This window comes from Ruegeria sp. ANG10 (assembly GCF_040705255.1).
Classification (GTDB): Bacteria; Pseudomonadota; Alphaproteobacteria; order Rhodobacterales; family Rhodobacteraceae; genus Ruegeria.
The window spans coordinates 211,540-235,327 of sequence record NZ_JBFCVU010000001.1 but is presented as its reverse complement, the minus strand read 5'-3'; the positions used below and the strand labels follow the sequence as shown (position 1 = coordinate 235,327).

Here is a 23,788-nt window from a genome sequence, read left to right as displayed (position 1 = left end):
TGATTGCAGTGAGGTCCCATGAAGCGTCTCAGCTCGATCCGCCCGAGCAATCTTGTTCTGCTCGCCGCGGCCCCGTTCATCATCTACCTGTTCGCAACCTCTTCGAAATATCTGCGCTCGCTGATCGCCATTCTGGGGATCGGAAATGATGCAGGCCCGATCTTTGTCGGGTTTTTGCTGGTGCTGGCGGTGGCCATTCTGGGATATCTCTGCGCCCGGAACGCGCGGTTTCAAACAGCACCGGGTTGGGTGCGTATCTCGGCATGGGCGGCCTTGCCGGCAGCGTTGGCGCTGTCGGTCTTGGGTTTCGTCGCGCCGCAGGTGCTGATGCCATTTGCCGAGTCTGTCTTTTTTCATGCGCTCAGCGAAAATACCTCGGCCCTGATCGACCGATCCTCACAAATCTGGGTGCTATTTCCCGAGGTTGTCGATCAGGTTCAGATCGGTCTTCAAGTGCTGCTGCTGATCTATGCGGTTGTAGTAGCTGGTATTTTGCTGTCGGGTCGGTTGCCCGTCAGGACGCAGGGATTTGCTCAACTTGGGTTTGAAATCCTGACCGGGGCCGCGCTGTTCTATCTGATGTTCATGGCCCATTGGCAATTTGCAACCGGGGTGGCGATCACGTTTCGCGCCGCCATTTTTGCTTATATCTTCGCTGCCATTCTGGGGTTGATCTGGGTCGGGCTGCAATCTTTCAAACCCAAGGCGCGCACGCCGGTTGTCTATGGCTGTATCAGCCTGACTTTGCTGGGTGTATCGGCGTTTTTCTTCATGCAGCCGCAGGTCAAATACGAACTTATCGGCACGTTGGACGCGCGTATCGCCATTGTGCGCGGCACTCCGCAGGCGCAGGCCGACGTCATCCGGTTTGGTGAATTCGAAGGGGGCGAAGACCAGCAATATCGCATCCGTAGCGCCCCAAACGCTGCCAGCGCGGTGGAACAGATCGAAACCGTCGACAGCGTTTCGGGCGCCTTTGTCCCGCTCGGCGCCAACACCAAGGGTTATCCGGTGATCTGGCAGACGCAATTCCTGCCGGATCAGTACCGCAACCCGGCGCTGGCTTTTGCCGTGTTTGGCTTTCTGTTGCTGACACTGACGATAGGCGGCGCGCAACACAAGCTGCATCCGCTGGCCGTGGGGGCCGAGTTCTTTGTGGACACAATTCGTGGCATTCCGATGCTGGTGATCATCCTCTATATCGGTCTGCCTTTGGCAGGGGCGGTCAAGGATGCCACGGGTGGCGGTATCGACATGACCAATATGACCCGCGGGATCATCGCGATCTCGGTCGGCTATTCCGCCTATATGGCCGAGATTTTCCGATCCGGTATCGAGGCCATCCCACGGGGACAGATCGAGGCTGGCGGCTCATTGGGCCTGTCGCGCTGGCAAACCGCGCGGCTGATCATCCTGCCGCAGGCTCTGCGCATCGTCACGCCACCCTTGGGCAACGAGTTCATTGCGATGATCAAGGATACTTCGCTGCTGTCGATCCTGTCAGTCCGCGATATGACCCAGCGGATGCGCGAATTTCAGGCGGCCAGTTTTCTGCCCTTTGCGCCGTTTAACACAGCCGCAATCCTCTATGTCGTGATCACGCTGGGCTGCGCCAGCTTCCTGAAATGGATCGAACGCCGCACGGCGAGGGAAGACCGATGAGCAGGTTGGAACTAGGGGTCTGCTATTACCCCGAACAATGGGATCGGTCGCTGTGGCGCGCGGATGCTCAACAAATGGTCGAGATGGGGCTGGATTGGGTGCGCATCGCCGAATTCACCTGGGGCCTGATCGAACCAGAGCGCGGCGTTTTCCACTGGAATTGGCTGGATGAGGTTATCGATATCCTGGGCGAAGCAGGCCTGCGCGTGATGATGTCGACGCCCACCGCCGCCCCGCCAAAATGGCTGATCGACGAACATCCCGAAATTCTGCCAGTCGGCCCGGATGGGCGGGTGCGCGGATTTGGATCGCGGCGGCACTATTGTTTTTCCAGCGATGTCTATCTGGCCGAGTCCCGGCGGATCGCCACCGAATATGCCCGTCGTTATGGCCAGAACCCGTATGTTCACGCTTGGCAGATCGACAATGAGTATAACGATCACGACACGGTGCTTAGCTATTCGGATGCAGCGCGGGTTGGGTTCCAGCGGTGGCTAGCGGATCGTTACGGGTCGATCGCGATACTGAATGAAACCTGGGGTACCGTGTTCTGGGGCTCGGTCTATTCCAGCTTTGACCAGATCGAATTGCCCAATGGGCTAGTGGCCAGCCCCAACCCGACCCATGCGCTGGATTTTGCGCGCTATTCCTCGGACCGGGTGCGGCTGTTCAACCGCGCGCAGGTGGAAGTGTTGCGTGAGTTCTCTCCGGGCCGGGACATCACCCATAATTTCATGGCAGGCAGTTTTGAGTTCGATCACCACGCCGTTGCCGCCGATCTGGATATTGTTGGCTTTGACAGTTATCCGCTGGGCAATCTTTTGGGCTCGACCCTGTCTGACGACGAAAAGCGCCGCTATTTGCGGACCGGCGCGCCGGATTATCAGGGGTTTCACTGCGATCTGTATCGCTCGCAAGGCAAGGGGCGCATGTGGGTGTTGGAGCAGCAACCCGGCCCGGTGGACTGGGCCGCGAAAAACCCCTCACCCGCGGACGGGATGGTGCGCCTGTGGATCTGGGCGGCCTATGCCCATGGCGCGCAGGCGGTGATGTTTTTTCGCTGGCGACAGGCCAAATATGCGCAGGAACAGTATCATACGGCATTGTTGCGTTCGGACGGCAGCCCGGATCAGGCCGCCGTGGAATTGGCCCAGGTCGCGGCAGAGCGTGACAGTTTACCTGCGGTGGCACGAGAACGAGCGCAGGTGGCCATATTGTTGGATTACGAATCCATCTGGGCGGCGGATATCCTGCCGCATGATGACGCGTTCCCGAACGCGCAGATCATCCGCGAGTGGTACGCCGGGTTGCGGATGCTTGGGGTCGATCTGGATTTTGTGGGGCCACAAGATGACCTGAACGACTATGCCCTGATTGTTATTCCGCAAAGCATGATCATTTCACCCGATCTGGCCATCAAACTGCGGGACGGTGGGGCGAATTTGCTGATCGGCGCACGCGCGGGCAGCAAGACCCCCGACATGCACACGCCACCGAACCTTGCCCCCGGAGCGTTGGCTGAGCTGACCGGTGTGACGGTCTTGCGCGTGGAATCGCTGCCAGATCTGGCGCAGGAGTCGGTGCGCTTGCAGGACGGAACGGCGTATGACTTCACCGGTTGGCGGGAAATCATCGACACCAGCGGAACGGTAACGGCCGAATTTTGCAGTGCATACCGGGATGGGAGTCCGGCGATTGTACGCTCGGACCGAGCGATCTATCTGGCAATGATCCCACGTGGCCAATTGCTGCATGCCATACTTTCGGACGCGTTAAGCTGGGCGGGCCTTCCCGTCACGGAGTGCGGACCGGACTTGCGGATCACACGTCGCGGAGGATTGAGATTTGCCTTCAATTTCGGGTCAACCGGGTTGTCATTACCGACTGACGAACCACTTGCCTATTTGGTTGGGGGCGCTGAAATCCCACCCTATGGGGTTTCAATCTGGCGGGACACGTGATCTTGCCAGTCCACATTCCTGTTGGCAGCAAGTAAAAGGCTGCAAAACAACTCAATAGCGGGAGAATCAAAATGGCTGAACGGAAAACTCTTTCCAGACGCTCGATGCTGAAAGGCGCGGGCGCGGCTGTTTTGGCGGCTCCGCTTTACAGCAAAAGCGCGCTGGCCTCTTCGGGTGAGATCAACGTGGTGATGTGGTCGGATTACCTGCCGCCTGTGTTGCTGGAAGGGTTCGAAGCGGAAACGGGGATCAGGGTCAATCATATCGGGATCGGATCGAACGAAGAAATTCTCAACATGATGACGGCCTCGCACGGCCAGGGGTTTGACCTTGTCGCGCCTACCAACATGCGGTCTTTGCAGTGGGCGCCGCTGGACGTGCTGCAACCGTTTGATCTGGATAAGGTGAATCTGGACGCGGTTAACCCTTCCATGGTCAGAATTGGGACCGACGCTTGGAATTTCAACAAAAGCGGAGCGCACTGGCTGCCGCATATCTGGGGGACTGAGGGCATAGCCTACCGTACCGATCTGTGGTCGCCCGAAGGTGACGCTCCATCCTATGGGGATGTTTGGGCGGAAGAAAATGCCGGTATGACCATGGGTCGTGCGCATTCTATGATGCTGTGTGCGGGTCTGTATTTGGAACGCTTGGGTGAGATGGAGCCCGAGTCCGTTTGGGATGCCTACGACGACGAAGACACCATGCGCAGGGTCTGGGACCAGATCACGGACTGGTGCATTGAACGCAGGGATCGGATCAAGCTGATTTGGAACGATGCTGAAACTCAGAAATACGGCTTGCTGAATGGCGGCGTGGTTGTGGGGCAAACATGGGACGGGCCGCCGCTGGCTTTGAAATCAGCAGGGGAACCGGTGAATTATCAGGCTCCGATTGAAGGTGCGATGGCGTGGGTGGATGGTCTTGCAATGCCGGTCGGTGCGGAAAACATCGAACAGGTCTATGCGTTCATCAACTATTTGTACCGACCTGAGCCAGCCGGAGCTGCCGCTGCAGTTAACGGATATAACACGGCCGTACTGGGCGCCGAGGATTTCGCGGGCGATGAGTTCAGAAAGAACTTTGCCGAGGCCTATCCGGGCGACGCGTTGGCCAACCTCAACCCGTGGCTGGCCGAAGCTCCGTGGTATGCCAAAGCGCGGGCCGAGTTTGTCGAGAAATTTTTAAACGCCTGAGCATTACCCCTGTGCAGGTGGATCTTTTGGGAGGATGACAACGTCACACGCTGCGATTTCGTACCCGTTCCAAACGGCGGGTGCGGCAGTGTAGTTGATCAGAAATATATGCTGCTCGGTTTCCCGTCGGCGCAGACCCTCGGGCATTGGATGCAAGGTCAGGTCGACCGTTTGAGCGGCCATAGCGATGATCCGGTCCCAAAGCGCCTCATCCGGGAAACCCGCAAGATACCAAAGACCGTTTTCGCCCTTTAGGGCAGATGTGCCATCACAAAAGGTCAAAAGGTCCGGGGCACCTCCGGAGAGGCGATCAACCCAGTGTTGCGCTGCGCCACCTCCGTCAACATCACGCTGCACGTTAGGGGGCAGCGTTTCCACCAGATCAACTTCGCAATCCAGCCCGGACAGGCCCGGGCGACCTGAGGTTGGGATTTGGAAATCATATGTGATCGCGCCTGTGCGGGGGCCTAGGATGGCCAGATCGCAACCCTCAGTCAGGCGGGTTTCCAGATCGTCATCCAGCGTGGCCAGACCGGGGGCGAGGATCAGTTTGTAGCCGACCTTGGGCGTTTCCGAGGCCGGGATGACATCCACCGAAAGCCCGGCCCGCCGCAGCGCGCGATAGGCGGAAAAAACCAGCCGGAAATAGTTGAACCCGGCCCCTTGCGGTTGTGTCGCCCAGGCCCAGTCCGAGGCATAGTCGAACACAATAGCCACGTCTGCCTGCGTTTGCGTCAGCGCGCCAAGCTCTGCCAGATCAACCGCGGTTTGACGAGCCTCGGCCAGTGCCGGGGCGGGTTTGTTGTTCGGTGTCAAAAGGCCGGCGTGCATTTGTTCCTGCGCGAACGGAGCCTGCCGCCAGCGGAAATAGCTGACCACTTCGGCCCCATGCGCTACCGCCTCAAGCGACCACAGGCGCACCATGCCGGGCAGGGGGGCAGGGTTATAAGGCGCCCAGTTCACCGGGCCGGGTTGTTGTTCCATTACCCACCAGCGCCCGCGCCCAACGGCACGATAAAGGTCGTGATGAAAGGCCTGCATATCCGGATCGCCCTGTTGCAGGAACGCGGCTTTATGGGCCTCGTCCGCCTCAAGCCGATCCGAGAGAAACCCGATCGGATAGCTGTCCCATGTGGCGATATCCAGGTCGGCACCGACTTTGAAGTGATCAAAGTCCAGTACCCGGCCCATATAATTATGCAGCAGCGGAGCGTCGGTCAGTGGCCGCAACGCATCAACCTGCGCCTTATTGAAAGATACCACCTGATCCGAGCTGAACCGGCGGAAGGCCAGAACATGCGCGTGGTTGGGTTCGGTCACGGTCAGATTGGGCAGGTCGATCTGATCGAAACTTGAGTATTCCATCGACCAGAACACATTGCCCCAGGCGGCGTTCAAAGCGTCGACCGAGCCATATTGATCATCCAGCCACCGCTGAAAACCTCGCAAGGCCGGCTGGCTGTAGCTGACGGTCGTGTCATGGCAGCCATATTCGTTGTCGATCTGCCAGGCGGCGACATGCGGGTTGCGCCCATACCGTTCGCCCATAAGCCGGACAATGCGGGCGCATTCGGCGATATACCCCTGATGGCTAAAGCAATAGTGCCTGCGCGAACCGAACTTGCGCGGCTGCCCCTGCGCGTCCACCGCCAGCATGTCAGGGTGTTTTTCAAGCATCCATCGGGGCGGCGTTGCCGTGGGCGTGCCTAGAACAACCTTTAGGCCTGCAGCGCCCAGCACCTCAATCGCTCGGTCCAGCCAGTCGAATTGCAGATCACCCGGAGTGGGCTCCATCCGACTCCAGGAAAACTCACCGATCCGCACCCAGCTCAGGCCGGTTGCGACCATGTGCGCGGCGTCCGTGGCCCACATTTCTTCGGGCCAGTGTTCGGGATAGTAGCAAACACCAAGTTCGGGCTTCATAGAATGACTCTGTGTTCGGCCTGCCCAGTGCCTGCGCCGGGGGCAGCAAAGGTCATACCGTTGGTAGGGTGTGCAGCAAGCGTGTCTTTTTCCAGCCCCTCGCGGGCAGTGGTGCAGTAGAGTGTGGTCAAGTCACTGCCGCCAAATGCGGGGCATGATACATGAGTGGCTTCAAATGGGATGGCCGTCAGGAACTGTCCTGACGGTGTATAGGCTGCAACACGGCTTGCACCCCATTGCGCGATCCATAGGTTCCCCTTCGCATCAACCACGGCGCCGTCGGGGTTCAATCCGTCAACGCGCAGGTCCAGGAAGACCGTGCTGTCGCCCTCGGGCCAGCCAGTTTCGGACTTCAGCGGCCATTGCATGACCTGTTTGGCGGCCGTGTCCGTGTAATAGGCGCAAGACCGGTCAGGCGCGAAACAGATCGCGTTTGAGATCGTGACATCGGCCACCAGTTGCCGAAGTTCCCCCCGCCAATACCGATAAATCGCGCCTGCGCGGGGCTCTGCGGTTTTGCCCATCGTTCCGATCCAGAACCCACCCCAAGGATCCCCGCGCCCGTCATTTGAGCGCGTGACCGGATTGTCCGCCTCAAGCGGGGTGATCAGGTCTTTCTTGCCGTTTTGCAGGTTGAACCGCCACAGGCCCGTTTCAGAGGCTATCAACAGCCAATCCCGATCGACCCAACCCGCGGCCGAGACATGTTCGTCGAACTGCCAACTGCGCGGCGCTTCGCCGTCCCGCGTCATCAGGCATTTACCCAGGATGTCAAACCAGAACAGCTGTTGCCGTTGCGGGTGCCACAACGGCCCTTCGCCCAGTTCACAGGCGCGGTTGTCGTAGACGATGCTCATCCAGCGGCCTTGTCGTAGGCGGTGACGATTTGGCTGGCCCGCTCTGCGACTTCTGATGCTGTCATGCCGGGTTTGAACAGCGCTGATCCGACGCCGAACCCATCTGCGCTGGCCTTGATCCACAGGTCGAAATTCTCGGGGCCTGCACCGCCGACGGCATAAACCTGCGTTCCTTCGGGCAGCACGGCGCGTAAGGCCGCCAGCCCTGTTGGTCCAGCCAGCGCGCCGGGGAACAGTTTCAACCCTGATGCCCCCGCTTTAATTGCGGCAAAGGCTTCGGTCGGGGTAAAAATGCCCGGCCAACTTTCCAGACCCAGCCGATGCGTGTGCGAGATCACCTCTGGGTCGCAATTCGGTGACACGATCAGACGACCGCCGACCTCTGATACCATGTCGACTTGCTGGGTCGTCAAAACCGTGCCTGCCCCGATCAAAGCGCGGTCACCGAATTCCTTGGCCAGAACGGTGATCGAGGCCAGCGGATCGGGTGAATTCAGCGGCACTTCGATCTTGTCGATGCCAGCGTCGATCAGCGCCCGTCCCATGTCTGTTGCGTCCGAGGGGACCAGCCCGCGCAGAATGGCGATAATGGGTCGGCTCATGCGGTTTGCCTCGTCAGATTGCGGGCCTGTTGCAGACCGGTCAGGGTACATTGCGTGCTGTTGGCGGTTTCCACAAACGCGCCCTGTTGTTGTAGGGCCTTGGCATAAACGTCCGACAGGCTCTCAGCCCCGATGATTGCCAATTGCTGACCCAACCAATAGGGGCGGGTGGCCGCCAGTTCCGCACCGATTAGATAACCCGACAGCTTTGCCCGGATGACGCCGCCATCCTGCCCTTGCAGCAGATCACTGGCCCGCAGGCCAAAAAGGCGTGCTGCCAACTGTTCCGGTTTCGACAGCGCGTCAGCAGTCGCGTCTGCAAAGGCGGCATCGTCCCAACCCGCGCCGACCGAATGTTTCAGCACAGATTGCCCGCCCAGCAGATCGAACATCTCGCCCGTCATGAAGGTGCGAAAGCTCACAACCTCTCCGGCACTGACCTGCACCCATTTGGTATGGGTCCCGGGCAGGCAAATCACCCCGTCCCAGTTTTGGTGGGTGGCCAGAAAGCCAGCGATCTGGGTTTCTTCGCCGCGCATGACGTCGGGCGGGGCCGTTTGTTTCAAACCGGGCACTACAAAGGCGCGAATTCGGGGGTCTGTATTCGGCACGCGGAAGGGAGCCACTGGGATTGGTTCACACGGAACCGATGAATACGGGGCCTCGACCCAGCCCTGGCGCGCGCCAACCATGCCACAGGCAACCACGTCAATCGGGGCAGTGCCCAACCAGCCTTCGATCAGTTCGAACAATGCGGGCTCAAACTCATCCTTGCCCATGCGCACCATGCCTTTGTGCGAATGCGCGTGGTCCAGAACCGTCTGACCCTGCATCGCCCACACCCGCAGATGAGACGTTCCCCAATCGACCGCGATCCATTCTGTATTCATGGCTTTACCCCGTTACGACGACGCCGCCATCGACGGCCATGCATTGCCCGGTCATTGCCCGGCTAGCGTTCGAGGCCAGGAACAAGGTCGGTGCGATCATGTCCTCGGGCGTCAGGTGTTCTTTCAGGCACTGGCGATCCAGATGAGCAGCCAGATCCTCGGGCGTGGCCCACATATCCAGTTGTTTCTGCGTCAGAACCCAGCCGGGGGCCAGCGCGTTCACGCGAATGTTCTGCGGCCCAAGCTCGCGCGCCAAGGATCGCGTCATCCCGGTGATTCCTGCATTCGAAGTGGTATAAATCGGATAACCGGAATTGCCCATCATGTAGCTGATCGAGCTAAAATTGACGATAGACCCTCCCTTTTCCTGCATCTGGCGCGCAGCTTCCTGACAGGCAAAGTAATAGGCCTTGAGGTTCACTTCGATCATCCAGTCCCAGAACTCGGATGTAGTGTCCTCAAGCGCGTGGCGTTTGTCGTTGGCGGCGTTGTTGATCAGCACGTTCAGGGGGCCATGCGCCTCGGCCGCCTTTTGCATGGTGGTGTGCAGCAATTCGGTATCCGTCATATCGCCTTGCATGAACAGTGGCGCGCGGCCGTGTTTGTCACGCATCTCTTCGACGAAATCGCTGGCGTCCGAACGGCCGATGAAGGCAACGTTTGCTCCTTGGGCCAGAAACCCATCCGTCAGCGCGGCACCGACGCCTGAGCCGCCGCCGGTGATATAGACGGATGCCCCGTTCAGGTCGTGGAAAGTGGCGGGTTGGTCCATCAGTGGCTCTCTCTGGTCACAAGGCGGGTGTCTTTGCCGACAAGGAAATCAAGGTCCGCGCCCTGATCGGCCTGCAGCACATGATCGATATAAAGCTTCGCGTATCCGCGGGTGTAATGCGGGGCGTCGGGTTGCCATGCTGCGCGCCGGGCGTCCAATTCCTTTTGATCCACCAGCAATTCCAGCTCGCCCTTACTAGCGGATACGCGAATGCGGTCGCCGGTTTTCACCAGCGCCAATGTGCCACCCGCCTGCGCCTCGGGGCTGACATGCAGGATTACGGTGCCGAAGGCTGTGCCTGACATCCGCGCGTCCGAAACACGGATCATGTCGCGCACTCCCTCTTTCACCAGCCGCGCGGGGATCGGCATATTGCCGACCTCTGGCATGCCGGGATAGCCTTTGGGGCCACAGCCTTTCAGCACCAAAATGGTCTCAGCCGTCACCGGCAGATCGTCGCGGTCGATATTGGCTTTCAGGTCTTCGATGTTTTCAAAGACGTAAGCTTGGCCTTCGGTTTCCAATAGCGCATCCGTCGCGGCTGAGGGTTTCACGATCGCACCGTTCGGTGCCAGATTCCCGCGCAGAACGCGCAGGCCTGCGGCAGGTTTCACCGGATCGTCAAAGGGGCGGATGACGTCGCGGTTAAAACATTCAGCCCCTTCATAGTGGGCCGAGATATCCTTGTTCAAAACCGTCTTCGCGGGCCGTAGGAAGGGTTTCAGTTCGGACAGAACGACAGGAACGCCGCCTGCGTAACAGAAATCCTCCATCAGGTATGTGCCCGAGGGCATGCAGTTCACCAAAAGGGGAATGTCTGAACCGATTTCGAAATCTTTCAGGGTCAGATCGACTCCGACGCGGCCTGCCAATGCCAGCAAGTGAACCACCGCATTTGTCGATCCACCCACGGCGGCATTGGCCAGGATGGCATTTTCAAAGGCTTCCTTGGTCAGGATGTCCGAGGGTTTGAGGTCTTCGCCCACCATTTCGACAATCCGTTTACCGGTCAGATGTGCCAGCGCCATGCGACGGGCGTCGACGGCGGGCAGGGCGGCGTTGGTGGGCAGGCTCATGCCCATCGCTTCGACCAGCGAGGCCATTGTGCTGGCCGTGCCCATGGTCATGCAAACGCCCGCACTGCGCGACATGCCGGATTCCGCACTCATGAAATCCTGCAGGGTCATTTCACCTGCGCGTACGGCTTCAGAGAACTTCCAGACGTCTGTGCCTGACCCGATATCCTGTCCACGGTATTTACCATTTAGCATCGGGCCGGAACTGACGACAATAGACGGCAGATCAACCGAGGCCGCGCCCATCAATTGACCCGGTGTGGTCTTGTCACAGCCGCCCAGCAGAACAACGCCGTCGATACCATAGGCTCGGATCGATTCCTCAACATCCATCGCCAACAGATTGCGGAACAGCATGGCGGTGGGTTTCATTTGCGTCTCGCCCAGCGACATGACCGGGAATTCGACCGGAAAACCTCCGGCCTCCCATACGCCGCGTTTGACCCCTTCGGCCAGATCGCGCAGGCCCGAGTTGCAGGGCGTTAGTTCCGACCATGTGTTGCAGATCCCGATGATGGGGCGCCCGTCAAACGCGTGGTCCGGAAAGCCCTGGTTCTTCATCCACGAGCGGTGGATGAACCCATCTTTGTCCAGCTTGCCATACCAGTGCTGTGATCGGCGTTTTTTTGTCATTGTTGTTTGCCTTCTAATCTTGGCGTCAGGCGGCTTTGGCGGGTTTGCACCAGTCCGGCAGCCAATCGGAATGGGCGATGAGTAGGTCATCAACCAGGTTGCGGATCTGGCGCAGGTCCAGTTCGGCGGCAGTGTGCGGGTCCATCATGGCGGCGTGATATATGTATTCGGGGTTCCGGTCGACCAGCGCGCGCACCGTTAGCTCCTGCACGTTGATCTGACTGCGCATCAGCGCGATCAACTGTGGTGGGATGTCCACGACCACCGAGGGCTGCACACCGTTACTGTCCACCAAACACGGGGTTTCAACCGCTGCCCCCAAGGGTAATTGCGGGATTTGGCCGGTGTTGGGCAGGTTGCCATAGGCCACGTAGGGCGCGTCGGTGACGATGGCGTTCATCAGATCGGCGGCGAATTCGTGGCTGCGGGTGACCTTAATATTACGACCGTCGGTCAGGGTCTTGGCCTGTTCTTTCCAATTGGCCACTTGTTCGACGCAGCGGGTGGGGTATTCGTCCAGCGGGATCGAAAACTGCTCGATCAGGTCCGGCCGTCCATCCTTGATGAACCACGGCACGTATTCCGCCAGATGCTCTGAACTTTCGGTGCAGAAATAGCCCAGATGGTCCATCACCTCATACCGGACCTTGTTGGGGCAGCGGGGCATCAGCAGCGGGGCCTTGGGGAATTGACCGCTTGCGTATCCCTGCCGCAATGCGGGGTAGAGATCGCGCCCCTGGTGTTCCAGCCGCATAAAGAAGGCGACGTGATTAACGCCAGCGACTTTATAGCGAAACTCGTCTTTGGGCAGGTTCAGATCATGGGCCAGCTCTTCGACCGTGTTCTGGACCGAGTGGCAGAGACCAACATGCTTCAGCGCCGGGAATTGCTCGGCCAGCGCCCAGGTGTTGATCGCCATTGGGTTGACGTATTGCAACAGGGTCGCATTGGGGCACAGCTGCATCATGTCCCGCGCCACATCCCACAGAACAGGAACCGTGCGCAGGCCGCGCATGATGCCGCCAATGCCCAGCGTGTCAGCGATAGTCTGGCGCAGGCCGTATTGCTTGGGAATTTCAAAATCGGTGACCGTGCAGGGTTCGTACCCACCGATCTGGAAGGCGGTGATTACGAAATCCGCCCCATCCAGCGCCGCGCGGCGGTCAGTATGGGTGGATACGGTCGCACCCGATCCGACAGAACGGATCATCGCGCGGGCGACCGCCTCGCTTTCAGCCAGGCGCTCGGCGTCGATATCCATCAATGCAAAGTGGCTGTCGGCCAGCGCAGTGGTCAGCAGGGCATCGCCCACGATGTTCTGCATGAAAATCGTGGAACCCGCACCAATAAAGGTGATCTTGGTCATAAGGCGAACTCCGGTTCGAAGCTATTTGACGGCACCGAGGGTCAGGCCCGCGATGAAGTGTTTCTGCATCAGGAAGAACATGGCCACCGGCGGCAGTGCTGCCACGATAGAGCCGGCGCTCATCAACTGATAGGCGGCGCGGAATTGCGCGTTAAAGCTGGTGATACCTGCGGTGACGGGTTGGCTTTCGGCCCCTTGGGTCAGGACAACGGCCCAGAAATAATCGTTCCAGATGAAGGTGAAGATCAGCACACTGAGCGCCGCAATCGCGGGCTTCATCAGTGGCAAGACTACGTACCAAAAGATGCGCCATTCGCTGATGCCCTCGACCCGGGCAGCCTCGATCAATTCAAACGGAAGGGCACGGATGAAGTTGCGCATGAACAGGGTGCAGAACCCAGTCTGGAAGGCGATGTGGAACAGCACGAGCCCGGTTTTGGTGTTGTAGAGACCCAGCTGCAGAGTCAGGTCGCGGACCGGAACCATCAGGATCTGAAACGGTACGAAATTGCCTGCCACGAACATGAAGAATATCCAGATGTTCGATTTGAACTTGTAGATCCCCAGCGCGAACCCGGTCATTGTACTGAGCGCGACACACCCGACCACCGTCGGGATGGTGATCAGGAACGAGTTCAGCAGATACCGTGGCATGTCTGAATTAAAGAAGACCTGCCCATAGTTGAACGCGCCCTCAAAGCTGGACGGCATGCCCCAATAGTTCGCGTTGGTGAAGTCCGCAGCCGGTTTAACCGAGAACAGTGCGACCGCCAGCAACGGACCCAACCACAACAGCAAAGCCAAAGGCAGCATTGCCTGATAGCTGATCTGGGCCGCTCGGGATTGTTTTTCGATAGGTTTGGGAAACATCTCAGTGCCCCTTTTCTTCGCGGTACATCGACCACAGGAAGTAGGCGATGAAGCAGAGCATGATCAGGAACAGGATTACAGCGATGGCGGCGCCATATCCCATGCGGAAACCGTATTCGGACAGCGCAACCTCGAACATGTAATAGGCCAGCACGCGGGACGAGCCGAACGGTCCCCCCTGCGTCATAATAGAAATCAAGTCGAAGGAGCGTAGCGCTCCGATGATGGTCACGACGAAGGCTATGAACGTGGCGGGACGCAGTTGCGGCAGGATGATGTGCCACAGCATGCGCAGGCCCTTGGCTCCGTCCAAACGCCCGGCCTCGATCTGTTCGGGGTCCACGGCGTTCAGACCGGTCAGGTACAGGATCATGCAATAAGCTGTTTGCGGCCACAGACCGGCAAAGATGATGCCATAGGTGACAAAGCGTTCATCCCCCAGCACGTTCAGTGGTTCGAGCCCGAACAGACCGAGGAATTCGTTGAGCAGACCGAAGGTCGGGTCATAGAACCATGTAAAAACGAGGCCGACGACGACCTGAGAAATAACGAAAGGGAAGAAGAATAGTGACTTATACAGGCGGATGCCCCAGACCGTCTGATTCAAGAGCAGCGCGATGAACAGGCCCGCCGGGATCGCGGCCAGATAGAGGATCAGCCAGATCAGGTTGTTTTTCAACGAGGTATAGAATGCATCCCGGTCGACCCATTCCCAATAGAGGTCTTCATAGTTGCGAAAGCCCACATATTCAGCCGCCCCAAGCCCATCCCATTCATAGAGGGACAGGTTGAAGGACTGGAACACCGGGATGATCACATAAACCATGAAGAACAGCAGGCCCGGGGCCAGAAACAGCCAGGGCGCAATGCGTTGTTGGTTTCTGTGGAACCAGCTTTCCTGTTCTGGGACGTCGACGGCTGACATGAGCAAACTCGGGTTTTAGGTATGTTGAGTAAGACGGGTTACCACCCGTCTTACGCAGGATGAGGTGCAGGTCGGGCTTTGGCCCGACCTGACCGGTTCAGTTGTCGTAGATGCGCTGACGTGCGCGTTCCAGTTTGGCCAGGATGCGGTCGGCATTGTCCGGCTTGACCATGAATTCCTGGAACCCTTCCATTGACACTTTGGCCATTTCGGCAGGTGCGTCACGATCCCAGAACTGCGCCACGCCACCGGGGCTGTTCGACGACAGCATCTCGAAACCCTGTAGCAGGAACTTGTCGTCATCCACGGTTGATTGCGCGTTCACAGGCAGTTGGCCGAGATTGGCGCCATTGTTGATCTGGGACTGTTCATCCGCGGATACAACGAAGCGAAGGAACTCACGTGCGGCTTCCTTGTTCGATGCGTTGGCCGGGATGTGGAATGTGTCGGTCGGCGCGTCCTCGGCCAGTTCAACGTCGGGGTTGATGGCGACGAATTGGTAGAAATCCAGTTGATCATCGGTCAGTCCGGCCTCGCGCAGCGGAGCGACGGCGAAGTTGCCCATCAGATACGCCGCGGCCTCGCCGTTGACCATGAAGGGCAGGGCCTCTTGCCAGCTATAAGTCTGGTGGTTGTCGATGAACGCACCCATGTCGATCAGCTGTTTCCAGTTGGCGAAGGTTTGCTTGACCCGGTCGTCTTCCCAGCTGATTTCGCCATTGGCAAGTTGGTTGTGGAAGTCGAAGCCGTTTGTGCGCATGTTCAGGTAGTCGAACCAGCCACCGGCAGTCCAAAGGAACTTGGTGCCGATGGTATAACAGGCGCGGCCGGAATCGACGATCTTCTGACAGTTGACCAGTTCTTCTTCCCAGGTGGTAGGCTCGGTCAGGCCCAGCTCATCAAAGATGTCTTTGCGATAGTAAACGCCCCATTGATAGTAGGTGTAGGGCACGCCCCATTGCTTACCATCAAGTGTCATCGCACCTTTGGTCGAGGCGAGATTGTCTGCGATCTCGGGTTCGGCCCAAAGATCGGACACGTCTTCGAACAGGCCGGCCTCAACATAGGGCTTCATCCGGTTGGCTGCATACCATGTCGCAACGTCTGGTGTGTCCGCCGTCAGGAAGTTGCGGATCTGAGTCTTATACGCCTCGCGGTCGATCACGGTGGTTTCGATCTCGAGCCCCGGATGCTGTTGCGCGAACCGATCGATCATCGCTTCCATCGTCGCGCGGGGCGCCGGGTTCGATGTGTCGAGGAAGATTCGCAGCTCGCCGGACAGTTCGGCTGCTACGGGCGCGGCAAGTGCCACACTGGCCGCCAACGCCACCGCAGTACGCTTGAACATGGAATGCATGGTTTCCTCCCTTAGCTTCCACTTTTAGTTTCAAATAATGAAACCGTGTTTTATATATTGAAAACTACACATCGACTCGGTTAGTCTTGTCAAGACCCTCGTGAGGATGGCGATGGGTCAATGGGAGGAGAACAGACGCCCGTGGCAGGTGACGGAACAATAGGAAAAGCATGTGATGTGCTAGATCAGGTGGCGGCTTTCGCGCGCCCGGTCCGATTTGCGGAACTGTTGGAGCGCAGCGATTTCCCCAAGGCGACGCTTTATCGGTTTCTGCAAACGCTGACCAATCAGGGCATGTTATCATATGACCCTGATCGGCAAACCTATACGCCTGGTCTACGGCTGGTGCGGCTGGCACATTCGGCGTGGACACAAAGCTCATTGGCGCCGATAGCGCGGCCGTTTCTGGATGCTTTGAGCGCGGAAACCGGGGAAACGGTGCATCTGGCGCAGCTGGATGCCAGTCAGGTTCTGTACGTCGACAAGCGCAACGCCGCCCAACCGATCGAGATGTATTCGCAGGCGGGCAAGGTCGGCCCAGCCTATTGTACCGGCGTCGGTAAGGCGATGATGGCGTATTTGGATGAGGTCGCGCTGGAGCGCGCCGTTTCTCAGCAGAGCTATCACCGGTTCACGGATAAGACCTTGACCTCTGAGGAGGCGCTGCGCGCTGACCTCGACCTGATCCGTAGCCGCGGCTACGCCATCGACGACGAAGAACACGAGCCGGGCATTATATGCATCGCTTGTCCGATTCTAACGTCGGGCGGGCGGATGTTGGGGGCAATTTCGGTCACCGGATCGACCGAGCGGATGAATTTCGAACAATTGGAAACCTGGGTTCCCCGTGTTCGCCGAGTGGCCGAACAGATCGGAACCGAAGCACAGGCCTGGCGGTTCCCCGAAACCCGCCAAAGCGCCGACAACAACAGGATGCAAGCGACATGACCGGAGTGACTCTGAACCAGGCGATCAAGCGATATGGCGAGACGCAGGTAATCCACGGTATCGATCTGGACATCGAAGATGGTGAGTTTTGTGTTTTCGTTGGCCCCTCTGGCTGCGGCAAATCCACTTTGCTCCGAATGATCGCGGGCCTTGAAGAGACGACCGAGGGTCAGATTAATATTGGCGCGCGTGACGTGACCCATATGGATCCGGCCAAGCGCGGCGTGGCGATGGTGTTTCAGACCTACGCCCTGTATCCGCATATGACTGTGGCCGAGAACATGGGCTTTGGTCTGCGTATGAACGGGGTCGCCAAATCCGAGATCGACCAAAAGGTTGAGCAGGCGTCGAATATCCTGAAACTGGATCAGTACCTCAAACGCAAGCCTAAGGCCTTGTCCGGTGGTCAGCGTCAGCGAGTTGCCATTGGCCGTGCAATCGTGCGGGGACCTGAGGTGTTTTTGTTCGACGAACCTCTGTCTAACCTCGACGCTGAACTGCGTGTCGAGATGCGTGTCGAGATCGCGCGGCTGCACAATGAGATCGGCGCAACGATGATCTATGTGACCCATGATCAGGTCGAGGCGATGACCATGGCCGACAAGATCGTGGTATTGCGGGACGGCCGGATTGAGCAGGTCGGCGCGCCGATGGATCTGTATCGCGACCCGGACAACCGCTTTGTTGCGGGGTTCATCGGCTCGCCCGCGATGAATTTTCTGGAGTGTGATTTTGCGGACGGTAAAGTCTCGCATCCCGCCCTTGGCGCACCGTTGGAGGTGACGGCCAATGTACCTGCGGGTCTGAACAAGGTGACCTTGGGCATCCGCCCCGAACATATCGAAGTTGATCGTGCAGCCGAAACTTGCGCCGTTGATCTGACCGAAGCGCTTGGTGGGGTAAGTTATACCTATCTGTTGACCCCCAATGGCGACAAGCTGATCATTGAAGAGCGAGAAGACCAGCGCAGCAAGCAAGGGGAGCGTATCGGTATCTCCGTGCGGTCAGATCGTGCAATGCTATTCGATCCTGAAACCGGGCAACGGTTCCGGTAATCGCAAAATCCTGAGTGAAGCAAAACGCGCCGGTCTCTGTGATCTGGTGCGTTTTTTGTCAGTCGTAAATTTTCTGGATTTTGTATCCAATATCCGTTATGGCGAGTCAAAAGGGTGAATTCCGCCCGCCTCTACGTTGCCTTTTGGAAGGAAAACTTCGATGTCGACAAATGTTTTCACCGGCACCATGCCTGCTCTTATGACCCCCTGTAAGGCTGATCGCACGCCTGATTTCGACGCACTGGTGCGTAAGGGAAAACAGATGATCGACGCGGGAATGTCGGCGGTGGTCTATTGCGGCTCGATGGGGGATTGGCCGTTGTTGACAGACGCACAGCGGATGGAGGGCGTTGAACGGTTGATCGATGCAGGGTTGCCCGTGGTGGTCGGGACCGGGGCCATCAATACAAAGTCCGCAGTGGCCCATGCGGCCCATGCACAAAAAGTAGGGGCCGTTGGCCTGATGGTGATCCCGCGCGTGTTGTCGCGCGGCAGCTCTCCGGCAGCACAAAAGAACCATTTCAAGGCGATCCTGACCGCCGCCCCGGATGTGCCCGCGATCATTTACAACAGCCCTTACTATGGATTTGCAACACGGGCAGACTTGTTTTTTGCCCTGCGCGCCGAGCATCCAAACCTGATTGGGTTCAAAGAATTCGGAGGCAAGGACGATCTGCGTTATGCGGCCGAAAACATCACCAGTCAGGATGATCAGGTCACCCTGATGGTTGGCGTGGATACCGAGGTTTACCACGGCTTTGTCAATTGCGGCGCGACAGGCTCGATCACTGGCATAGGCACCGCCTTGCCGCGCGAGGCTTTGTTGCTGGCCGGGTTGTCCAAAAAGGCGGCCCAAGGCCATGCCGAGGCCCGTCAACGCGCGCAAGAGCTGACCGAGGCGATCCATGTACTGTCCAGCTTTGACGAAGGGCCCGACCTGGTGCTGTATTACAAGCATCTTCTGGTGCTGAACGGGGAACAGGAATACCGTCTGCACTTCAATGAAACGGACGAGTTGACAGATGCGCAGCGCAACTATTGCGAACAGCAATACGACCTTTTCCGCACTTGGTTCGCCGACTGGTCCAAACAGGGCGGAGTAATCGCTGAATGCATGTGATCGACAGCCACACCGGGGGCGAACCCACGCGGGTCATCCTTAGTGGCGCGCCCGATCTGGGTTCCGGCCCGATGGCCGAACGCGCCCACCGGCTGGCGACAGACTACGAGGGGTTCTACCGCTCGATCATGTTAGAGCCGCGCGGCCAGCCTGCCATGGTTGGCGCGTTGCTGGTCGAGCCGGTTGATCCGACCTGTGTGACTGGCGTGATCTATTTTGACGTGGATGCCGTGCTGGGCATGTGCGGCCACGGCACCATAGGGTTGACCGTTACGTTGGCGCATCTGGGGCGGATCGGTGTTGGGCAACATCGCATAGAAACACCTGCTGGGGTCGTGACGGTCGATCTGCACGACGCCAACACCGTCACCGTCACGAATATCGAAAGCCGCCGGGTGCATCGCGGGGTGACGCTGGATGTGCCGGGTTATGGCGCGGTGACCGGCGATGTGGCCTATGGCGGCAATTGGTTCATCATCATCGATCCCAGCCCGATACCGGTGGAAACCGAAAATATCCCTCAGCTGACCGATATGACCGTTGCGATCCGAGAGGCCTCAATTGCGCAAGGGATTGGTGGAGAACAGGGCGAACCGATCGACCATGTGATCTTTCAGGACACCTCGGATGATCCGACGGTCCATAGTCGCAACTTTGTGCTGTGCCCGGACGACAATTATGACCGGTCCCCCTGTGGCACCGGCAGTTCCGCGCGTCTGGCCTGCCTGGCCGCTGATGGGTTGCTGAAACCCGGCGAAGAGATTGTGCAACACAGCGTCATCGGCAGTGCCTATCGCCTCTCCTATCAGCCCGGTGCGAACGGTGGTGTCATCCCGTCGATAACCGGGCAGGCCCATATTATGGCCGAAGCGACACTGATCTTCGGGGAAGATGACCCCTTCAAGGCGGGCATTAACCTATGACCTCGCGGGTCGTCGTGATCGGCGCTGGCGTGATCGGCATTACAACGGCGCTGGAGTTGCAGCGCCGGGGCCATCACGTTCTGGTTCTGGATCGTGAGGGTGTTGCTGCACAAGCCTCGGCCGGGAACGCAGGCGCATTTGCCTTTTCCGAGGTCGAACCTCTTGCAAAGCCAGGGATTTTGCGCAAGGCCCCTAAATGGCTTTTCGACCCGCTGGGGCCGCTGTCCATACCACCAGCTTATGCACTGAAAATTGCGCCGTGGATGTACCGGTTTTGGCGGGCCAGCCGTCCGGGCCGGTATCAAGACCACCTGCGCGCGCAGGCGCGTTTGATGGACTTGTCCCGCGCGGCTTTGGACCGTTTGGTCACTTCGGTGAACGGCGAAGCGATGATGCAGCGTGACGGACAAATGCAGCTGTACGAAAGCGAGGCCGAGTTTCGCGCCAGCCTGCCCGAGTGGGAGCTGCGACGCCAACATGGGATTGATTTCGAACTGCTGGAAGGCCGTGAGGCAATTGCCGAAAAACAACCCGGCCTGAGCCCCCGTTTTACCCATGCAGGGTTCACGCCGAACTGGATGAACACTGTCGATCCAAAGAAATGGGTTGCGCATCTGGCCCAAATCTTTCGTGATCGCGGAGGTCGGATTGAAGTTCAGGACACGCGCAGGCTGACCGCTGATGAAGGCGGCGTGCGGATCGCTCTGGCAGGTGGTGAGATCAAGGCGGCCAAGGTGGTTCTGTGTGCTGGCGCATGGTCGCATCACCTTGCGCGGACATTGGGCGACGCGATTCCGCTTGAGACTGAGCGTGGCTATAACACCACTCTTCCTGCAGGCGCGTTTGACCTGCGCATGCATCTGACATTTGCGGGTCACGGATTCGTCGCCACACGGATCAATGGCGGCGTTCGGATCGGCGGAGCGGTTGAATTGGGCGGGCTGAACCTGCCGCCAAATTTCAAACGGGCGGACGCGTTGCTGAAAAAAGCGGCACAATTCCTGCCCGGATTGAACACTGATGGAGGATCGCAGTGGATGGGGTTCCGCCCATCCCTGCCAGACAGTCTGCCGGTGATCGGAGCCTCGCCAAACGCGCCGGGCGTCATTTATGCCTTTGGCCACGGCCATCTGGGCCTGACGCAATCGGCAGGAACGGCTGAACTGGTCGGAGCTTTGATTGACGGCCAGCCTTCTCAGATTTCCCTGGCCCCGTTTTCCGCCACCCGGTTTTAAGGACAAGACATGCGCAGCATCAAAACCATCCACGTGATTTCGGCCCATGCAGAAGGTGAGGTGGGGGATGTCATCGTCGGTGGCGTCCAGCCACCGCCTGGAGAGACCCTTTGGAATCAGCGCGCGTTCATTGCCCGGGATCAGACGCTGCGCAATTTCGTGCTGAATGAACCCCGGGGTGGCGTGTTTCGCCATGTCAATCTGTTAGTGCCACCCAAACACCCCGAGGCGGACGCCGCCTTTATCATCATGGAACCCGAAGACACGCCGCCCATGTCGGGATCGAACTCGATCTGCGTGTCGACGGTGCTGCTGGATGGCGGGATCATCCCGATGCAGGAACCCGAAACCCACATGACGCTTGAGGCGCCGGGCGGATTGGTCCGGGTCCGCGCAGAGTGCCGGGACGGCAAGGCCCAGCGTATTCGCGTGCAGAACTTGCCAAGTTTCGCCGACAAGATCGCAGTGCCGTTGGAGGTTCCGGGCGTTGGTACGTTGACCGTGGACACGGCCTATGGCGGCGACAGCTTTGTGGTGGTCGACGCCGCCGCACTTGGGATCGAGATTGTTGAAAATGAGGCCCGCGACATTGCGCGCATGGGTGTGGCGATCACGAATGCCTCTAATGAACAGCTTGGCTTTACCCATCCCGAGAACCCGGATTGGAACCACATCTCATTCTGCGCCTTTTGCGGCCCGCTTGAGACCACCGAGACCGGACTGACCGGTAAGTCCGCAGTTGCCATCCAACCGGGCAAAGTTGACCGGTCACCCACGGGTACCGCAGTCTCGGCGCGTATGGCGTTGATGGCGGCCAAGGGGCAGATGACGGTTGGCCAGACATTCGAGGCGGAGTCGATCATCGGCTCTCGGTTTTCCGGTCGGATCGTCGACGAAACCCATGTCGGCGACCGCCCGGCCATCACCCCCGAGATCAGCGGCCGAGGCTGGGTCACCGGTATTCATCAGCACATGCTGGACCCAGACGACCCTTGGCCAGGGGGATACCGGTTGAGTGACACGTGGGGCGTGTGATCAATCGCCAAGGTTGCGCGTGTGATTTTTATGGTTCACTTACAGTTGGTTGACGGCTGAGGCATCTTGAGAATGGGTCGAGGATCACCACCTAAAGGTTAGTATCTCTGACCCAAAGGAGCCTTGATGCATATACGCCTTGCTGCCCTGATTGTTGTGATTACCGCATTGCTGCTGTCGACTAATTCACCGTCCAAACTTGACGCGGAACACGCAAAGCTGACTGCAGCTTGTCTGGGTAATAAAGGCAGCACGTCCCATGTAACCGGCGCGTGTACAACGTTGATGGCGGTTGAGGGGCTCACTCCGGCGTATCAAAGCACGCTGCTGGGGGCACGTGGTTGGGCTTTCTACTGCGATCGCCAATATGAGAACGCCATTGCGGATTATAATCAGGCTCTGGCTTTACGATCCAAAAATGCGACTGCATTTCTGAGACGCGCTATGGCTTTGGATGCTCTAGGAAACAGCGAAGCGGCTTTAGCCGACTACGCAAAAACATTGTCGATAGATCCAAAAAACACGAATGCTTTGCTTGGAAAGTCGGAAATTGATGAAAAACAAGGAAGATTTGCTGAAGCTGTTTTGGGATATGAGCGGGTGCTTGATATTAAGCCTGATAGCCGAAAAAGCGGTTATGCAATTGCCTTTTTGCTAAATCAAGAAGACGGAAAAGATGCAGTCAAGACGTTCTTGGATCAGGCGTCAATGCGTTGGCCAGAACAGATTTGGGCCTACGAACTGCGTGTGGAATACCACCTTAGCTACACCAGTGATTATCTTGGCGCGTTGGCAGCTGTGTCAGAAATTGATCGGTTGACGTCCGACATTGGAACAGTGCTGCTGCTACAGGCCCGCGTGCACCTTGAGATTGGTGATGAAAAGAAGGGGATAGAATACGTTCAGAAGCTTGCTGCATATCAGCATGAAGATGATGACACAATGAAAGGTATTTTCATAAAACGGTGGTTCTACAATGCCGTCGGATGGTATTTGTGGAGAAATAAAGAAGAAATGATGCTCCGAGGCCATCTCTACGCGGTTATGGGACGACCGGATTTGGCGGTGTCAGAGCTTGAAAATGCTCTGCCATCGTTTGAATACAAAGGACGAAAAGCGATATTGGATTCCTTCGGCAAACAAGGAATATCAGTTCCACGCCAAGCGTATGACGGGTCACCTGAGCATCTTAATAAAGCGATTTCTGACTACGTTTTACATGCGGGCAGATTGATCGAGCCCCTAAAGTTTCGCTCCGTAAGCACAGCGCCGCATGATTTGGAAAAAGATAAGTAAGGCTGAACTAAACAGCTGAATGTTTAAGCAACCTCGGGATTTCTCAACCCCGTGTCAATTTGCACCCCAACTAGACGATTGATCCC

At 58.2% G+C, this 23,788-nt stretch carries 20 protein-coding genes; 10 read left to right on the top strand and 10 right to left on the bottom strand.

Annotated elements, in window-relative coordinates; genetic code table 11:
- Positions 1 to 18: 18 nt before the first annotated feature.
- The 3 genes from AB1A64_RS01145 (at position 19) to AB1A64_RS01135 (ending at position 4,819) form a co-directional block, all read left to right on the top strand.
- A complete protein-coding gene (locus tag AB1A64_RS01145) occupies positions 19 to 1,662 on the top strand; it encodes an amino acid ABC transporter permease (RefSeq protein WP_366549708.1) in 1,644 nt (547 codons plus the stop codon).
- Positions 1,659 to 3,623: a beta-galactosidase gene (locus AB1A64_RS01140; RefSeq protein WP_366549707.1), complete on the top strand. Its 1,965-nt coding sequence runs from the start codon at positions 1,659 to 1,661 to the stop codon at positions 3,621 to 3,623. Before AB1A64_RS01145 ends, AB1A64_RS01140 begins: the two co-directional genes overlap by 4 nt.
- A 71-nt stretch (positions 3,624 to 3,694) precedes the next feature.
- Positions 3,695 to 4,819 (top strand): extracellular solute-binding protein, encoded by a 1,125-nt coding sequence (locus AB1A64_RS01135; RefSeq protein ID WP_366549706.1) that lies wholly within the window; start codon positions 3,695 to 3,697, stop codon positions 4,817 to 4,819.
- A gap of 3 nt (positions 4,820 to 4,822) precedes the next feature.
- On the opposite strand, the gene AB1A64_RS01130 is transcribed toward AB1A64_RS01135, so the two are convergent.
- The 10 genes from AB1A64_RS01130 to AB1A64_RS01085 all read right to left on the bottom strand — a co-directional run bounded on the left by AB1A64_RS01130 (position 4,823) and on the right by AB1A64_RS01085 (position 16,090).
- A complete protein-coding gene (locus AB1A64_RS01130; protein WP_366549705.1) occupies positions 4,823 to 6,742 on the bottom strand; it encodes a beta-galactosidase in 1,920 nt (639 codons plus the stop codon).
- Complete coding sequence (locus tag AB1A64_RS01125; RefSeq protein ID WP_366549704.1) at positions 6,739 to 7,599, bottom strand: SMP-30/gluconolactonase/LRE family protein; 861 nt, start codon at positions 7,597 to 7,599, stop codon at positions 6,739 to 6,741. Before AB1A64_RS01125 ends, AB1A64_RS01130 begins: the two co-directional genes overlap by 4 nt.
- Positions 7,596 to 8,201: a 2-dehydro-3-deoxy-6-phosphogalactonate aldolase gene (locus AB1A64_RS01120; protein WP_366549703.1), complete on the bottom strand. Its 606-nt coding sequence runs from the start codon at positions 8,199 to 8,201 to the stop codon at positions 7,596 to 7,598. The genes AB1A64_RS01125 and AB1A64_RS01120 overlap by 4 nt, the downstream gene beginning before the upstream one ends.
- Positions 8,198 to 9,091, bottom strand: a complete 894-nt coding sequence (locus AB1A64_RS01115; RefSeq protein WP_366549702.1) for a 2-dehydro-3-deoxygalactonokinase — start codon at positions 9,089 to 9,091, stop codon at positions 8,198 to 8,200. Before AB1A64_RS01115 ends, AB1A64_RS01120 begins: the two co-directional genes overlap by 4 nt.
- Positions 9,092 to 9,095: 4 nt before the next feature.
- Positions 9,096 to 9,863: an SDR family oxidoreductase gene (locus tag AB1A64_RS01110; protein WP_366549701.1), complete on the bottom strand. Its 768-nt coding sequence runs from the start codon at positions 9,861 to 9,863 to the stop codon at positions 9,096 to 9,098.
- Complete coding sequence (locus tag AB1A64_RS01105; RefSeq protein ID WP_366549700.1) at positions 9,863 to 11,572, bottom strand: IlvD/Edd family dehydratase; 1,710 nt, start codon at positions 11,570 to 11,572, stop codon at positions 9,863 to 9,865. The genes AB1A64_RS01110 and AB1A64_RS01105 overlap by 1 nt, the downstream gene beginning before the upstream one ends.
- A 25-nt stretch (positions 11,573 to 11,597) precedes the next feature.
- A complete protein-coding gene (locus AB1A64_RS01100) occupies positions 11,598 to 12,938 on the bottom strand; it encodes an alpha-glucosidase/alpha-galactosidase (RefSeq protein ID WP_366549699.1) in 1,341 nt (446 codons plus the stop codon).
- A gap of 21 nt (positions 12,939 to 12,959) precedes the next feature.
- Positions 12,960 to 13,808, bottom strand: a complete 849-nt coding sequence (locus AB1A64_RS01095; RefSeq protein WP_170349905.1) for a carbohydrate ABC transporter permease — start codon at positions 13,806 to 13,808, stop codon at positions 12,960 to 12,962.
- Position 13,809: 1 nt separating this feature from the next.
- Positions 13,810 to 14,733 (bottom strand): sugar ABC transporter permease, encoded by a 924-nt coding sequence (locus AB1A64_RS01090; protein ID WP_366549698.1) that lies wholly within the window; start codon positions 14,731 to 14,733, stop codon positions 13,810 to 13,812.
- A 97-nt stretch (positions 14,734 to 14,830) separates the two neighbouring features.
- Positions 14,831 to 16,090 (bottom strand): ABC transporter substrate-binding protein, encoded by a 1,260-nt coding sequence (locus tag AB1A64_RS01085; protein WP_366549697.1) that lies wholly within the window; start codon positions 16,088 to 16,090, stop codon positions 14,831 to 14,833.
- Positions 16,091 to 16,231: 141 nt separating this feature from the next.
- Between AB1A64_RS01085 and AB1A64_RS01080 the strand changes: the two genes are divergently transcribed.
- From AB1A64_RS01080 to AB1A64_RS01050, 7 genes are all read left to right on the top strand, one after another.
- Entirely contained in the window at positions 16,232 to 17,038 is an 807-nt protein-coding gene (locus AB1A64_RS01080; RefSeq protein WP_366550242.1) for an IclR family transcriptional regulator, read from the top strand.
- Positions 17,035 to 18,093 (top strand): sn-glycerol-3-phosphate ABC transporter ATP-binding protein UgpC, encoded by a 1,059-nt coding sequence (ugpC, locus tag AB1A64_RS01075; protein WP_366549696.1) that lies wholly within the window; start codon positions 17,035 to 17,037, stop codon positions 18,091 to 18,093. Before AB1A64_RS01080 ends, ugpC begins: the two co-directional genes overlap by 4 nt.
- 160 nt (positions 18,094 to 18,253) lie before the next feature.
- The gene (locus tag AB1A64_RS01070) at positions 18,254 to 19,213 is read left to right on the top strand and encodes a dihydrodipicolinate synthase family protein (protein WP_366549695.1); all 960 of its coding nucleotides are present in this window, start codon (positions 18,254 to 18,256) and stop codon (positions 19,211 to 19,213) included.
- On the top strand, positions 19,204 to 20,136 hold the full coding sequence (locus AB1A64_RS01065; protein ID WP_366549694.1) for a proline racemase family protein: 933 nt from the start codon (positions 19,204 to 19,206) through the stop codon (positions 20,134 to 20,136). Before AB1A64_RS01070 ends, AB1A64_RS01065 begins: the two co-directional genes overlap by 10 nt.
- On the top strand, positions 20,133 to 21,371 hold the full coding sequence (locus tag AB1A64_RS01060) for an FAD-dependent oxidoreductase (protein ID WP_366549693.1): 1,239 nt from the start codon (positions 20,133 to 20,135) through the stop codon (positions 21,369 to 21,371). The genes AB1A64_RS01065 and AB1A64_RS01060 overlap by 4 nt, the downstream gene beginning before the upstream one ends.
- A 9-nt stretch (positions 21,372 to 21,380) precedes the next feature.
- Positions 21,381 to 22,406, top strand: coding sequence for a proline racemase family protein (locus tag AB1A64_RS01055; RefSeq protein ID WP_366549692.1), 1,026 nt, complete (start codon positions 21,381 to 21,383; stop codon positions 22,404 to 22,406).
- Positions 22,407 to 22,532: 126 nt separating this feature from the next.
- Positions 22,533 to 23,702: a tetratricopeptide repeat protein gene (locus tag AB1A64_RS01050; protein ID WP_366549691.1), complete on the top strand. Its 1,170-nt coding sequence runs from the start codon at positions 22,533 to 22,535 to the stop codon at positions 23,700 to 23,702.
- Positions 23,703 to 23,788: the final 86 nt, after the last annotated feature.

Excerpts from the sequence above, each read along its gene's own strand:
- AB1A64_RS01095 (WP_170349905.1), bottom strand. The coding sequence starts at position 13,808 with ATGTTTCCCAAACCTATCGAAAAACAATCCCGAGCGGCCCAGATCAGC.
- AB1A64_RS01050 (WP_366549691.1), top strand. The coding sequence starts at position 22,533 with ATGCATATACGCCTTGCTGCCCTGATTGTTGTGATTACCGCATTGCTG.
- AB1A64_RS01070 (WP_366549695.1), top strand. The coding sequence starts at position 18,254 with ATGTCGACAAATGTTTTCACCGGCACCATGCCTGCTCTTATGACCCCC.
- AB1A64_RS01085 (WP_366549697.1), bottom strand. The coding sequence starts at position 16,090 with ATGCATTCCATGTTCAAGCGTACTGCGGTGGCGTTGGCGGCCAGTGTG.
- ugpC (WP_366549696.1), top strand. The coding sequence starts at position 17,035 with ATGACCGGAGTGACTCTGAACCAGGCGATCAAGCGATATGGCGAGACG.
- AB1A64_RS01120 (WP_366549703.1), bottom strand. The coding sequence starts at position 8,201 with ATGAGCCGACCCATTATCGCCATTCTGCGCGGGCTGGTCCCCTCGGAC.
- AB1A64_RS01125 (WP_366549704.1), bottom strand. The coding sequence starts at position 7,599 with ATGAGCATCGTCTACGACAACCGCGCCTGTGAACTGGGCGAAGGGCCG.
- AB1A64_RS01100 (WP_366549699.1), bottom strand. The coding sequence starts at position 12,938 with ATGACCAAGATCACCTTTATTGGTGCGGGTTCCACGATTTTCATGCAG.
- AB1A64_RS01135 (WP_366549706.1), top strand. The coding sequence starts at position 3,695 with ATGGCTGAACGGAAAACTCTTTCCAGACGCTCGATGCTGAAAGGCGCG.
- AB1A64_RS01115 (WP_366549702.1), bottom strand. The coding sequence starts at position 9,091 with ATGAATACAGAATGGATCGCGGTCGATTGGGGAACGTCTCATCTGCGG.
- AB1A64_RS01110 (WP_366549701.1), bottom strand. The coding sequence starts at position 9,863 with ATGGACCAACCCGCCACTTTCCACGACCTGAACGGGGCATCCGTCTAT.
- AB1A64_RS01055 (WP_366549692.1), top strand. The coding sequence starts at position 21,381 with ATGCGCAGCATCAAAACCATCCACGTGATTTCGGCCCATGCAGAAGGT.
- AB1A64_RS01145 (WP_366549708.1), top strand. The coding sequence starts at position 19 with ATGAAGCGTCTCAGCTCGATCCGCCCGAGCAATCTTGTTCTGCTCGCC.
- AB1A64_RS01090 (WP_366549698.1), bottom strand. The coding sequence starts at position 14,733 with ATGTCAGCCGTCGACGTCCCAGAACAGGAAAGCTGGTTCCACAGAAAC.
- AB1A64_RS01065 (WP_366549694.1), top strand. The coding sequence starts at position 19,204 with ATGCATGTGATCGACAGCCACACCGGGGGCGAACCCACGCGGGTCATC.
- AB1A64_RS01140 (WP_366549707.1), top strand. The coding sequence starts at position 1,659 with ATGAGCAGGTTGGAACTAGGGGTCTGCTATTACCCCGAACAATGGGAT.
- AB1A64_RS01130 (WP_366549705.1), bottom strand. The coding sequence starts at position 6,742 with ATGAAGCCCGAACTTGGTGTTTGCTACTATCCCGAACACTGGCCCGAA.
- AB1A64_RS01060 (WP_366549693.1), top strand. The coding sequence starts at position 20,133 with ATGACCTCGCGGGTCGTCGTGATCGGCGCTGGCGTGATCGGCATTACA.
- AB1A64_RS01105 (WP_366549700.1), bottom strand. The coding sequence starts at position 11,572 with ATGACAAAAAAACGCCGATCACAGCACTGGTATGGCAAGCTGGACAAA.